Origin of the sequence: Cellulosimicrobium sp. NPDC055967, assembly GCF_042269845.1 — a bacterium.
Lineage (GTDB): Bacteria > Actinomycetota > Actinomycetes > Actinomycetales > Cellulomonadaceae > Cellulosimicrobium.
In genome coordinates this window covers 584,386-597,493 of sequence record NZ_JBHJYJ010000001.1, presented here as the reverse complement: position 1 = coordinate 597,493, position 13,108 = coordinate 584,386, and the positions used below count along the sequence as shown (strand labels likewise).

The 13,108-nt window shown below is 74.0% G+C and carries 11 protein-coding genes; 8 read left to right on the top strand and 3 right to left on the bottom strand.

What is annotated here, in order from left to right; translation table 11 throughout:
* Window positions 1-18: 18 nt before the first annotated feature.
* Window positions 19-1,527, top strand: coding sequence for an alpha-amylase family protein (locus tag ACFC2L_RS02540; protein WP_375822658.1), 1,509 nt, complete (start codon window positions 19-21; stop codon window positions 1,525-1,527).
* A 15-nt stretch (window positions 1,528-1,542) separates the two neighbouring features.
* Here ACFC2L_RS02540 and ACFC2L_RS02535 read toward each other — a convergent pair whose 3' ends face one another.
* A complete protein-coding gene (locus ACFC2L_RS02535; protein WP_375822656.1) occupies window positions 1,543-2,328 on the bottom strand; it encodes an exodeoxyribonuclease III in 786 nt (261 codons plus the stop codon).
* Between the two features lie 72 nt (window positions 2,329-2,400).
* Between ACFC2L_RS02535 and ACFC2L_RS02530 the strand changes: the two genes are divergently transcribed.
* The 3 genes from ACFC2L_RS02530 to ACFC2L_RS02520 all read left to right on the top strand — a co-directional run bounded on the left by ACFC2L_RS02530 (window position 2,401) and on the right by ACFC2L_RS02520 (window position 8,651).
* The gene (locus ACFC2L_RS02530) at window positions 2,401-3,165 is read left to right on the top strand and encodes an SDR family NAD(P)-dependent oxidoreductase (protein ID WP_375822654.1); all 765 of its coding nucleotides are present in this window, start codon (window positions 2,401-2,403) and stop codon (window positions 3,163-3,165) included.
* A 25-nt stretch (window positions 3,166-3,190) separates the two neighbouring features.
* Window positions 3,191-3,766: an orotate phosphoribosyltransferase gene (gene pyrE, locus ACFC2L_RS02525; RefSeq protein WP_375822652.1), complete on the top strand. Its 576-nt coding sequence runs from the start codon at window positions 3,191-3,193 to the stop codon at window positions 3,764-3,766.
* A 253-nt stretch (window positions 3,767-4,019) separates the two neighbouring features.
* The gene (locus ACFC2L_RS02520; RefSeq protein ID WP_375822650.1) at window positions 4,020-8,651 is read left to right on the top strand and encodes an HtaA domain-containing protein; all 4,632 of its coding nucleotides are present in this window, start codon (window positions 4,020-4,022) and stop codon (window positions 8,649-8,651) included.
* On the opposite strand, the gene ACFC2L_RS02515 is transcribed toward ACFC2L_RS02520, so the two are convergent.
* Together ACFC2L_RS02515 and ACFC2L_RS02510 are read right to left on the bottom strand one after the other, a co-directional pair.
* On the bottom strand, window positions 8,554-9,327 hold the full coding sequence (locus ACFC2L_RS02515; RefSeq protein WP_264029577.1) for an HAD-IIA family hydrolase: 774 nt from the start codon (window positions 9,325-9,327) through the stop codon (window positions 8,554-8,556). The two genes, ACFC2L_RS02520 and ACFC2L_RS02515, sit on opposite strands and share 98 nt — an antisense overlap.
* 1 nt (window position 9,328) lies before the next feature.
* Complete coding sequence (locus tag ACFC2L_RS02510; protein ID WP_375822649.1) at window positions 9,329-10,144, bottom strand: VTT domain-containing protein; 816 nt, start codon at window positions 10,142-10,144, stop codon at window positions 9,329-9,331.
* A gap of 113 nt (window positions 10,145-10,257) precedes the next feature.
* Here ACFC2L_RS02510 and ACFC2L_RS02505 point away from each other — a divergent pair, with 113 nt between their 5' ends.
* The 4 genes from ACFC2L_RS02505 (at window position 10,258) to ACFC2L_RS02490 (ending at window position 13,056) form a co-directional block, all read left to right on the top strand.
* Window positions 10,258-11,100: an SDR family oxidoreductase gene (locus ACFC2L_RS02505; RefSeq protein ID WP_375822648.1), complete on the top strand. Its 843-nt coding sequence runs from the start codon at window positions 10,258-10,260 to the stop codon at window positions 11,098-11,100.
* Window positions 11,097-11,852: a TrmH family RNA methyltransferase gene (locus ACFC2L_RS02500; protein ID WP_375822646.1), complete on the top strand. Its 756-nt coding sequence runs from the start codon at window positions 11,097-11,099 to the stop codon at window positions 11,850-11,852. The genes ACFC2L_RS02505 and ACFC2L_RS02500 overlap by 4 nt, the downstream gene beginning before the upstream one ends.
* A gap of 99 nt (window positions 11,853-11,951) precedes the next feature.
* On the top strand, window positions 11,952-12,416 hold the full coding sequence (locus tag ACFC2L_RS02495; protein ID WP_375822644.1) for a hypothetical protein: 465 nt from the start codon (window positions 11,952-11,954) through the stop codon (window positions 12,414-12,416).
* Window positions 12,417-12,420: 4 nt separating this feature from the next.
* Window positions 12,421-13,056, top strand: a complete 636-nt coding sequence (locus ACFC2L_RS02490) for a hypothetical protein (protein WP_375822643.1) — start codon at window positions 12,421-12,423, stop codon at window positions 13,054-13,056.
* Window positions 13,057-13,108: the final 52 nt, after the last annotated feature.

The window sequence follows — 13,108 nt, the reverse complement described above, 5'->3', positions numbered from 1 at the left end:
TCCCCACCGAGGAGCACCGTGAACGACCGTCCCCGGCCGCGCCCCCGTCCCCGTCACCGCCGCACCCGTCCGGTGGTCGGCGTCGTCGTCGTGCTGGCCGTCACCGCGCTGGCGGTCGGCGCGGGGGCCACGGCGTGCTCGGCACCCGACGTGGAGCGCTCGCGCGACGTCGGCGTGCAGCTCTTCCAGTGGACCTGGGACGCGATCTCGACCGAGTGCGGCGAGCGGATCGGTCCGGCGGGCTACGCGTTCGTCGTGACCTCCCCACCGCAGGAGCACGTGCTGGGCGCGCAGTGGTGGACCTCGTACCAGCCGGTGAGCCATCGGGTCGAGTCGCGCCTGGGGACGCGTGACGAGTTCGCGGCGATGGTGGACGCGTGCCACGCCGCCGGAGTGGAGGTCGTCGCGGACGCGGTGCTCAACCACATGTCCGGGCAGGACGAGCCGGGCACGGGCTGGGCCGGTAGCCCGTACGAGCACTACGAGTATCCGGGCCTGTTCTCCGACGCGGACGGCGACTTCCACCACTGCGACACCCCGGGCGGCGACATCTCGACGTACCTCCTCGCCGAGCAGGTCCAGGGTTGTGAGCTCGTCAACCTCGCGGACCTCGCCACGGGGAGCGAGCGCGTCCGTGAGGCGCAGCGGGCCTACCTCGACGACCTGCTCTCGCTGGGCGTCGACGGGTTCCGCATCGACGCCGCCAAGCACGTGCCGCCCGAGGACGTGGCCGCGATCGTCGCGGGTCTGCCCGAGGGCACGCGCGTGCTCCAAGAGGTCATCCGCGACGGCGACCAGCCGGTGAAGCCCGAGCAGTACACCGCGGCCGGGCAGGTGTACGAGTTCGCCTACGGCAAGGACCTCGTCGGGATCCTCGACGGAGGGGCGTTCGAGTTCGCGACGTCCCTCGGCGAGGGACGCCTCCCCGACGACGACGCGGTCGTGTTCGTCGAGAACCACGACACGGAGCGCAACGGGTCGACGCTCACCTACCGCGACGGCGCGCGCGACCAGCTCGCGAGCGTGCTCATGCTCGCGACGGACTACGGCACGCCCGTCGTGTACTCCGGGTACGCGTTCACGGACCGCGACGCAGGCCCTGTGCAGGACGCCGAGGGCGCGGTGCTCGACGCCGCGTGCGTGGGCGACGAGGGGCCGGAGCGGTCGTGGGAGGACGGCGAGTGGGTCTGCCAGCACCGCTGGCCCGCGGTCGAGGGCCTCGTCGACTGGCGCGCGGTCGCAGGCGACGCCCCGCTCGTCGACGTGCAGGTGCCGGGTGACGACGTCCTCGCCTTCTCGCGCGGCGACCGCGCGTTCGTGGCCGTGAACCGGGCGGCGGAGCCCGTGACCGTCGAGGTGCGCACGGGCCTGCCCGCGGGGCGCTACTGCGACGTGGGCACGGGCGCGCCGGGCCTGGTGGGCGGCTCGTGCACGGGCGACGTCGTGAAGGTCAGGCGTGACGGCACGGCGAGGGTCGAGATCGGGGCCGTCCGCGCCGTCGCGCTCCACGTGGGTGCTCGTGCCTGAGCCCGCGCGAAGGTGTCAGTCGGCGAGGTCGACGACCACCGGCACGTGGTCCGAGGCGCCCTTGCCCTTGCGCTCGTCGCGGTCGATCGCCACGCCGGTCACCCGGGCGCGAGCGGCGGGGGAGAGGTAGGCGAAGTCGATCCGCATGCCCTCGTTCCGCGGGAACCGCAGTCGTTGGTAGTCCCAGTACGTGTACGTGTGCTCGCCAGGGAGCGCCTCGCGCGTGACCTCGGTGTACCCGGCGGCGCCGAACGCCGCGAACGCGTCGCGCTCGGCCGGCGTGACGTGCGTCTTGCCCGCGAAGTACGCGACGTCCCACACGTCGGTGTCCAGCGGGGCCACGTTCCAGTCACCGACCAGGGCGACCTGGGCCGCCGGGTCGTCCGCGAGCCAGCCCGCCGCCCGTGCGCGGAGCTCGTCGAGCCAGCGCAGCTTGTACGCGTAGTGCGGGTCGCCGACCTCGCGGCCGTGCGGGACGTACAGGCTCCACACACGCACGCCGCCGCACGTCGCGCCCAGGGCGCGCGCCTCGACCTTCTCGCCGAAGGCGGGCTGGCCCGGGAAGGAGGTCTCGACGTCGTCCAGGCCGACGCGCGAGACGACCGCGACGCCGTTCCACTGGTTCACGCCCACGTGCGCGACCTCGTACCCCGCCGCCTCGAACGGCGCGACGGGGAACTGCGCGTCGGCGCACTTGGTCTCCTGGAGCGCGAGGACGTCGGTCCCCGTCCGCTCGAGGAACGCGATCGCCCGGTCGACCCGGGCGCGGACGGAGTTGATGTTCCAGGTCGCGAGGCGCACGGGCCCCACCGTACCGACGTCGGCGGCCGTGTGGCGGCCGGGTCCGGGCGCCGCCGCCCGTAGGCTGTGGCCATGGCGACAGCACTCATCACCGGCGCGAGCGCCGGCCTGGGCCTGGAGTTCGCGTGGCAACTCGCCACGGCGCGGCACGACCTCGTGCTCGTCGCGCGCGACGAGGCGCGCCTCGAGGAGGTCGCGGGCCAGATCCGGGCCGCCGCGGGCGTGCGGGTCCAGGTCCTGCCGGCGGACCTGTCCGTGCCCGACGACGTCGCGCGCGTGGCCGAGCGCCTCGCCTCGACCGGGGGCCCGGACGAGCGGCCGGTCGGGCTGCTCGTGAACAACGCGGGCTTCGCGACCCAGCAGCACTTCGTGGACGGCGACCTGGACGTCGAGCTGCGCGCGCTCGACGTCATGGTCCGGGCCGTCCTGGTCCTGTCGCACGCGGCCGCGGGCCAGATGACGGAGCGGGGTCGCGGCGCGATCCTCAACGTCGCGTCGGTCGCGGCGCTCACCGCGGGCGGCACCTACGCTGCCGCGAAGGCGTGGGTGCGCTCGTTCACGGAGGGGCTCGCCGTCGAGCTGCACGGCACGGGTGTCTCTGCGACCGTCCTGTGCCCCGGCTTCACGCACACGGAGTTCCACGACCGCGCGGGCATCGACAAGTCCGTCCTGCCGGACCTCGCGTGGCTCGACGCCGACCGCGTGGTCGCCGCGGCGCTCGCGGACGTCCGGCGCGGCGTCGTCATCTCGACCCCGTCGGTCCGCTACCGCGTCGCGTCGGCCGCGCTGCGGGCGATGCCGCGCTCGGCCGTCCGGGCGATCGGCAAGTACCGCTGAACCGGGAGCCGACTACGCTGGCGGCGTGACCAGTGATCTCTCCGCGACGCCCCGCGAGCAGCTGCTCGACCTCATCCGCGAGCTCGCCGTCGTGCACGGCCGGGTGACGCTCTCCTCGGGCAAGGAGGCGGACTACTACGTCGACCTGCGGCGGGTGACGCTGCACCACCGGGCTGCGCCGCTCATCGGGCACCAGCTCCTCGACCTCCTCGAGGAGCGCGGTCTCGGGACGGCCGAGGTCGACGCGGTGGGCGGGCTGACGCTCGGGGCGGACCCGATCGCGACCGCGCTCCTGCACGCCGCGGCCTCGCGCGGGCAGGACCTCGACGCGTTCGTCGTGCGCAAGGCCGCGAAGGCCCACGGCATGCAGCGGCAGATCGAGGGTCCGGACGTCGCCGGCCGCAAGGTCGTCGTGGTCGAGGACACCACGACGACGGGCGGGTCGCCGATCACCGCGATCGAGGCCGTGCGCGCCGCCGGGGGCGAGGTCGTCGGGGTGGCGACGATCGTCGACCGCGCGACGGGCGCGGGCGAGAAGATCGAGGCGCTCGGCGTGCCCTACCACTTCCTGTTCAGCCTGGAGGACCTCGGCCTCGCCTGAGCCCGGACGGTCCCCGGCGCAGCGCCGCCGCCTGCCCGACGACGCCCCGTGGCCGTGCCGCGGGGCGTCGTCGTGCGGGTCAGGCGTGCGGTGCGACGTGCGACGAGGCGCGCGTCACATCGAGATAGGTCAGGCTTACCTTGCTTTGGTGAGGCGAGCCTTATATGGTCCGTCACGACGGAGCCTCAGCACGCTCCGCGTCGTCGGTCCCGCTCCCCGCCGGGACCTCGCCCGGACCAGCACGGGAGACCTTGTGCGCACTTCCTCGTCGAGACGCGTCCGCCGCGGCCTCGCCTCCTTCCTCGCCGCGGCCCTCGCCGCCGGCCTGACCGTCGCGGGCGCGGGGGCCCCCGCGCAGGCGGCCCCGACCGACGTGACAGGCGGCTCGGCCACCTGGAACTTCGTCGACTCCTGGACGTCCTACGTCACCGGCCCGATCGCGCAGGGCACGGTCACGCCGGCCCTCCAGGGGGGCCAGTCCTCCTACGGCCCGGCGTCCGGCACGTACGACGACGCGTCCGGCACCGGCACGGTGCGGCTCGGTGGCGCGACCCGCTACCAGGGCCACCACGGCGCGCTCGACGTGACCGTCTCCGACCTGCGCCTCGACCTCACCGGCCCCACGACCGGCGTCCTCTACGCCGACTTCGCGGGCACGGTGAACGCCGGTGCGGGCGACGGTGCCAAGGTCGCGGACGTCGCCGTGTCGGCGACGCGCGACGGCGACCAGGTGACGTTCGTGGCGAACGGGACCGTCGCGGCGTCGCTCGGCGACGTCTCCTCCTACTTCTCGTCGTACGCGGGCAAGCCGATCGCGACGCTGACCGCGCGCGTCGAGTCGCCCGAGCCGGCGTCCCCGGCGCAGGCGACGACGACCACGCTCGCCGTGACGCCGGCGGGCACCTCCGTCGCGGGCACGACCGTGACGCTCGCCGCGACCGTCGCGCCCGCCGCAGCGGGCACGGTCGCGTTCCGTGACGGCAGCGCCGTGCTGGGCACCGCGCCTGTGGCCGACGGCGTCGCGCGCCTGGAGACGGCGAGCCTCGCCGCCGGTGCGCACGAGCTCAGCGCGACCTTCGACCCGGCCGACCCGGCGGCCTTCGTCGCCTCGACGTCGGCCGGTGTCGTGCACTCCGTGACCGCCGCCGAGCCCGAGCCCGAGCCGGAGCCCGAGCCCGCGGTGGACCCGAAGGTCACCGTCTCGCCGTCCGCCCCGGTGGACCCGGCGGTGGAGAACACGTTCACGATCTCCGGCACCGGCTTCGTCGGCGCGGGCGCGGCGAACGGTGCGTACGTGCTCCTCGGAGACGCCTCGATCTGGGACGGCAGCGGCCCGCTCGTCGCGAGCGGTTGGCTCGCCCAGGGCTGGGTGATGCCGCAGCAGGTGCGCGCCGGTGCGTTCACCACGACCCTCACCGTCCCGGCGGGGAAGCTCGACCCGGCCAAGGAGTACGTCGTCGCGACATCGGCCGCGCACGGCCTCTCGGCGACCGACCGCAGCCTCGACACGTTCACCTCAGTCTCGGTGCAGCAGCCGGAGCCTCAGGTGCCTCTCAGCGCGCCCTTCCCGCAGATCGCCGAGCCGGGGACGACGCGCGGCACCGTCTCGTGGAAGGTCTCCGACCGCGTCTTCTCCTACTACAACGACAAGCAGGTCACGGGCGGCGTCACCGCGGACGGCACCTTCGGGTTCCCCGTCACCGTGGTCGAGCGGTCCGACTCCGACACCGACCTGACGCTCTCCGGCGCTCTCCGTCTGACCTGGAAGAACACGTACGCGGGCAACACGCCGTTCTACTGGCTCCAGCTCGAGGACCTCACCGCGCGCGTCGACGAGTCGGGGCACGGCGTGCTGTCGGCCGCGGTGTCCTGGGACAACCTCACGGACGCGGCCGACTCGTCCGCCGCGACGCAGCTCGACGTCGCGACGTTCACCGTCGACCCGGAGGCGCTCGGCAGCGGCCGGGTCCTCGTGACGTCGTCGGCCCAGCAGTACACGGACGCCCTCCTCGCCTACCTCGAGCCGACGGGCCAGCGCGCGCACTTCGTCGCGAGCGGCCCGAACGACGCGAACGCCGAGGCCAAGAAGACGGCTCCGGTCACCCTCGCGTTCGGCGAGGACGAGGTCCCCGCGTGGGAGCCCGCGATCGACGTCTACGCCGCGGACGGCACCACGCCGCTCGGTGACTCCACCGTCGCGGTCGGCGACACGATCGTCGTCAAGGGCTTGGGCTTCGACCCGGCGGCGAACGTCGGGGGCTACGGCATGCCGATCCCCGCGACGCTCCCGCAGGGCACGTACGTCGTGTTCGGGTCCTTCGCGGAGGAGTGGCGTCCGTCGGAGGGCGCCAAGGGGTCGACGCGCAAGGTCGGTTCGCAGTCGTGGGCACTCGCGGCGTCCGTCCTGGACCAGGTCCCGCCGCAGTACCAAGGGGCGATCCGCGCGGCCTGGACCGAGATCGCCGAGGACGGCACGTTCGAGGCACGCCTCGTCGTGAAGAACCCCGCGGCGCTGGAGGGCGGGCGCTACGGCGTCTACACCTACCCCGCCGGCGGCGCCGTCAACGCGGACCAGGAGCTCTTCGCTCCCGTCGCGTTCGACACCCCCGCGTCGCTCACGGTGACGCCAGCCACGACGACGGTCGAGGCCGGCGACACCGTCCGGCTCACCGTGGGCGGCCTCGTCGAGGGCGACGACGTCAAGGGCGTGACGTTCGGCGGCAAGGCCGCGACCTACTCGCGCGACGGGGCCGCGATCCTGCTCACCGTCCCGGCCGACGCCGCCGCGGGGCCCGTCCCCGTCGTCGTGACGTCGGAGCTCGGGGTGACGGGCAGCGCGACGCTCACCGTCACGGCCCCGGCTCCGGAGCCCGTGCCGACGGTGACGGTGTCGCCGTCGGCGCCGGTGGACCCGGCGGTGGAGACCACGTTCACGGTCTCGGGCACCGGGTTCGTCGGCGACGGCGCGCGGTTCGGCGCGTACGTGCTGGTCGGCGACGCGTCGATCTGGGACGGCTCGGGCCCGCTCGTCGCGGACGGGTGGCTCCAGCTCGGCTGGGTCATGCCGCAGCAGGTGGTCGACGGCGCGTTCACGACGACGCTGACCGTCCCCGCGGGCTCGTTCGACCCGGCGAAGGAGTACGTCGTCGCGACGTCGGCGGCGCACGGCCTCTCCGCGACCGACCGCAGCCTCGACACGTTCACCCCGGTCGCGGTCCTGCAGCCCGGACCGGTCGACCCGGAGCCCACGACGCCGACCACCGTCGGGAGCCTGAGCTGGGGAGTGCGCGGCTCGTTCGTGGACTACATCCAGGGCCCGATCGCGAAGGGCGGCGCCACGGCGAGCGCGGGCGCGGCGGTCTCCGGGAAGACGTTCACGTTCTGGCAGTCCACGCCCTGGGCGGCTCCGGTGGCGGGTACGTCCACGGGCTACCGCGGGACGGTCCAGTTCTCGGGGCACGACGGGCTGCTCTCTCTCACGGTGTCCGACCCCCGCGTGCGGATCGACGGCACCCGCGCAGGCACGCTCCTGCTCGACGTGACGTCCTCGAACCTCGACGGGACGACGTTCGCCGCGAAGGGCGTCGAGTTCGCGACGCTCGCGCTCCCGACCCCGACGACGGCGAAGGACGGCGCGGTGACGTACGCGGACGCCGGGGCGACGCTCACGGCAGCCGGCTCCGCGGCCTTCTCCGGCTTCTACGGCGCTGGTGAGGCACTCGCCCCGGTGACGTTCACCGTTGGTGCCCCGACGTCGAGCACCGGTGGCGACGGCGGGACGATCGGCACCCCGGGTGACGGTTCGACGGGCGGCACGGTCGACCCGGCGAAGGCGACGCTCTCGGTGTCGCAGGCCGCGCCGGGCGAGGCGGTCACGATCAACGGCATCGGCTTCGGCGCGAACGAGTCCGGGATCCGCACGGAGATCCGCTCGACGCCGCGCACCCTCGCGACGGGCGTCACGGCGAACGCCGGCGGCGCCGCGACCTCCACGGTGACGATCCCGAGGGACGTCGCCCCGGGCGAGCACACGCTGCTGCTGGTCGGCGCGAACCACACGGCGTCCGCGCCCATCACGATCGTCGGCACCGGGACCACCGGCACGGGCTCGGGCAGCGCGACGGAGCAGTGCTTCGCGCAGGGCGTCCACGGCGCGACCCTCTCGTGGGGCGTGAGCGACCGCTTCCGCGCGTACGTCACCGGCCCGATCGCGAAGGGCTCGGTCTCGACGAGCGGCGTGCAGGACTCCGGCTCGGCGTTCACGTGGAGCGGCGGCAAGGGCTCGTTCAACACGGACCTGGGCAAGGGGCGCGCGAGCTTCGGCGGCTCGGTGTCGTTCTCCGGGCACGAGGGCATCCTCGACCTGCGGATCAGCAACCCGCGCGTCGTCGTGAACGGTTCGTCGGGCACGCTCGTCGTCGACGTCCGGAGCAGCGACATGGAGGGCAACACGTCCTCGTCGAACGGCGTCGCGTTCGCGAGCCTGGACCTGTCGGGCAAGAAGTCGACGTCGGGCTCCACGATCACGTGGAGCGGCGCTCCCGCGACCCTCACGGCGGCCGGGGCGAAGGCCTTCGCCGGGTTCTACGAGGCCGGCACGGCGCTGTCGCCCGTGACGTTCAGCTTCCCGATCGGCGGCGACGTGGAGTGCGACGCGTACTCGGGTGCCCTCGCCTCGACCGGGACGGACGCGGGCAGCCTCGCGCTCCTCGCCGGGACCCTGCTGCTCACGGGCGGGGCGATCCTGACCGCGCGGCGCCGTCGTGCGTGCGGGGGAGCGGTGAGCGTCAGACCAGGTCGACGAGGTCCGCGACGGAGTCGACGACCTTGCTCGGGCGGAACGGGAACCGGTCGACGTCGGACATCTTCGTGGAGCCCGTCATGACGAGGTACGTGTACAGCCCGGCCTCGATGCCCGCGACGACGTCCGTGTCCATCCGGTCGCCGATCATCGCCGTCTTCTCCGAGTGCGCGTCGATGCGGTTGAGCGCCGAGCGGAACATCATCGGGTTGGGCTTGCCGACGAAGTACGGCTTGCGGCCCGTCGCGGCCGTGATCATGGCCGCGACCGCGCCCGTCGCGGGTAGCGGGCCCTCCTGGGACGGGCCGGTCGTGTCCGGGTTGGTGCAGATGAAGCGCGAGCCGCCGAGGATGAGGCGGATCGCCTTGGTGATCGCCTCGAACGAGTACGTGCGCGTCTCGCCGAGCACCACGTAGTCCGGGTCGGACTCGGTGAGCGTGTAGCCCGCCTCGTAGAGCGCCGTCGTCAGGCCCGCCTCGCCGACGGCGTACGCGCTGCCGTTCGGGATCTGGTCGCTGAGGAACTGGGCGGTCGCGAGCGCCGACGTCCAGATCGACTCCTCGGGGACGTCGATGCCCGACGTCGCGAGCCGCGCGCGCAGGTCGCGGGCCGTGAAGATCGAGTTGTTCGTGAGGATGAGGAACGGGCGGCCCTTGTCGCGCAGCGCCCGCACGAACTCCGGCGCGCCGGGGATCGCGTGCCCCTCGTGGACGAGCACGCCGTCCATGTCCGTCAGCCAGCTCGTGATCTCTCGTGTCATCTCAGGCGTCCTTCCCGTCCTTCTCGCCCTGCCCGACGGCGGTCGTGCCGTCGGTGACGGCCGGCTCGCCGTCGGTGCCCGCCGCGTCGGCCGCGACCTGTGCCTCGAGCGCCGCGGCACGCTTCTCGGCGCGGCGCCCGCGCCAGACCTCCACGATCATCGGGACCACGGAGAGGAACACGATGAGCAGGACGAGCGCCTCGATGTTGTCCTTGACGAACGTGATGTTCCCCAGCAGGTAGCCGAGCCACGTGAGGCCCACGGCCCACAGCAGCGCGCCGAGCGCGTTGAACCCCACGAAGTGCCGGTAGTGCATCTTGCCGACGCCCGCGGCGACCGGCGCGTACGTGCGCACGATGGGCACGAAGCGGGCGATGACGATCGTCCGGCCGCCGTACTTCTCGAAGTAGGCGTTGGTCTGGTCGATGTACTTGCGCTTGAAGAACCGCGAGTCCGGCCGGTCGAACACCTTGGGCCCGACGGTCCGCCCGATGAGGTACGCCGTCTGGTCGCCGAGGAACGCCGCCGCGAAGAGCAGGGCGAGCAGCACGGGCAGGCTGATCTGCAGCGTGTCCTGCGCGACGAGGGCGCCCGCGGTGAAGAGCAGCGAGTCGCCCGGCAGGATCGGGAACAGCAGGCCCGTCTCGATGAAGATCACGACCACGATGCCGACGAGCGCGGCGTCGCCGAACCGCTCGATGAGCGTCATCGGGTCCATCCAGTCCGGGCCCAGGGCGGCGACGGGTCCGGCGGCGCCGAGGCCCGCGGCGTGCGCGGCCCCGGGCAGGGCGGAGGCGAGCTCGGCGAGGGTGTTCACGGGTCACCAGCGTAGTGGGGGCGGTGCGCCCGGCCCGGACGTCGGGCGTGCACCGCCTGTGAAGGTCCCGCGCGGCCGGGGGTCCCGCGCAGGTTCCGGGCAGAATGTCCGTCATGGCGAGCATCGCGGTGGTGGGCGGGACCGGCGCGGCAGGCCGCGCCGTCGTGCAGGAGGCCGTCGCGCGCGGCCACGAGGTGCGCGTGGTCTCGCGGCACGCGCCCGACGACGGCGCGCGCCTCCCGGGCACGACGCACCACCGCGTCGACCTCCTCGGCTCCGACGACGTCGTCGTCGCGGCCGCGCTCGACGCGGCGTTCGCGGGGGCCGACGCCGTGGTCGACGCGAGCAACGGGATGTCGCCGGGGGCGGTGAAGGTCTTCACGGTCGGGGCGGGTCGCCTCGTGGAGGCGGCGCGCCGCGCCGGGGTCGGCCGCGTCGTCGTGCTCTCCATCGTGAACGTCGACCAGGGGGACTACGGGTACTACCGCGCGAAGGCCGAGCAGGAGCGGGTCCTGTCGTCCGGTGGCGTCCCGACGACGGTCGTGCGCGCGACCCAGTTCCACGAGTTCCTCGAGATCTTCCTCGGGCGCGACGGGCGGCTCGGCCGGTGGGCTCGCCTCGGCCTCCTGCCCGTGCCGCGCGGGGTCCGGTTCCAGCCGATCGCGCTCGCCGACGTCGCGCGGGCGCTCGTCGACGCCGCCGAGGGCGCGCCGCCCGCGGGCGGCGTGCCGGGACCGGGACCGGACGCGACGACGGTGACGATCGGCGGCCCCGAGGTCCTCGACGCCCGCGGCATGGCCCGCGCGTGGCGCGCCGCGCACTGCTCGCGCCGCCCCGTCGTCGGGGTGCCGCTGCCCGGGCCGCTGGGCGAGTTCTTCCGCGCGGGCCGCAACCTCGTGCCCGACCGCCGCTACGGGACGCTCACCTACCGCGACTGGCTCGGGTCCCGCGCGTGACGCCGTCCGACGCCTCGCGCGAGGTGCCGCCCGGGGCGCGTCCCGCCGTCGGGCACGAGGGCGACCGCGCCGAGGACCGCGCCGAGGACCGCGCCGAGGAGCGCGAGGTGGGGGTCGGGCCCTGGCCCGGCGGGCCGGACGCGTGGCCGCGCGTCCCGGACCCTGCGGGCCCGCCCGGGGCGACCCGCGTCGACCCGCGGTACGACCCCGAGCTGCTCGCGCACGGCGACCGGCGCAACGTCGTCGACGCCTACCGCTACTGGACCGTCGAGGCGGTCGTCGCCGACCTCGACGCCCGCCGCGACCCGGCGCGCTCCCTGCACGTCGCGATCGAGAACTGGGCGCACGACCTCAACATCGGCTCCGTCGTGCGGACCGCGAACGCGTTCAACGCGGCGGGCGTGCACGTCGTCGGGCGGCGCCGGTGGAACCGTCGCGGCGCGATGGTCACCGACCGCTACCTCCACGTGCACCACCACGCGACCGTCGCCGACCTCGCGACCTGGGCCGCGGGGGAGGGGCTGCCGCTCCTGGGCGTCGACAACATCCCGGGCTCCGTCCCGATCGAGGGGTACGCGCTGCCCGCGTCGTGCGTGCTGCTGCTCGGGCAGGAGTCGACCGGGCTGACGCCCGAGGCGGTCGCCGCGTGCCGCGCCGTCCTGCACATCACCCAGCACGGCTCGACCCGCTCCATCAACGCCGCGGCGGCTGCCGCCGTGGCCATGTACGCCTGGGCGACGAGCACGCGGTGAGCCCGCACGAGCGGGGGTGACAGCCGCGAGCCAGCGCTGCTACGGTTCGCCCGCTATCGGGCAACATAGCCCGACAAAACATGATCTGGAGCAAGCCTGATGAGTGCCGAGACCTCCGCCCAGCCGACGACGACCGGGCGGGAGCCGGACGTCGGCGAGTGCCGCTTCTGCGGATCCACACCCGCCGTCAAGACCGCGCAGCAGTCCCTGGGGTCCATCGCGATCTTCTACCGCGTGACCACGTGGAAGGGCTGGATGTGCCGGTCGTGCGGCGAGGCGATCCACCGGGAGGCGACCGCGCGGACGCTGACCTGGTCGTGGTGGGGTATCGGGCTCCTGGCGTGGTGGGTCATGCCCCTGGTCAACCGCGCACGGGTCCGCAAGGTCCGTGAGCTGGACGTGCCCCGGCCCACCCCCGGCGTCGTCGCTGAGCTCGACGCACCGATGGAGCCGGGGCCGTGGTGGTACCAGCGGCCCGCCACCGTGGTGGTCACCGCTCTCGCCCTGTGCGCGATCACGGCGTTCTGCGCGCTGGTCCTGGTCGGGATCCTGAGCGAGGCCTGACCCCGTGCCCGCGGTCGGGGAGACCACGCCGATCCGGGCTGCGGTGGCCGGTCTCCCGTACGCCTACCCGGACGCCGGGCGTCGCGCGGTCCTCCGAATCGCCCAGGCCGCCATGGTGATCGGTGCCGTGGCTGTCGTCGCGCTGTTCGGGACGGCGGGCGTGCGGTGGATGCTCGTCGACATCGATCCCGGGTCGGTGGCGGCCTGGGGGACGGCGGTGCTGTCGTGGCTCGTGCTCCTGGGACTTCTGGTCGACGAGGCGCGGACCGTACGGGCCGATCGTGCGGGGGTCGTCGTGCACGTCCGCACCACCCGGACCGAGATCCCGTGGGCGTCGATCGCGCGGGTCGTCCACACGACGACTCTGCTGGTCGTCGAGACGGTCGACGGCGCACGGCACGAGTTCGCGTTCGTGAGCGACGCCCGGCGTGGCGACGTGGCGATGAGCACCACGCCGACCGCACAGCTCGCCGCTGACCTGGAGGTGCTGCGTCGACTCGCCCCGACCGGTGACGGAGCCCGCGCCGAGGTGGTCGTGCGGAGCCGCCAGCCGTCGGTCGCTGCCGTCGTGCTCCTGGTGGTGGCCGGGCTGCTGCTGGCGGTCACGGCGCTGCTGTGCACGCTGCCGCCGGTGCAGTGAGCCCGGACCCGCGGGCCGTGTCGAGCGGCGGCGTGGTCACCGGGCGACCACA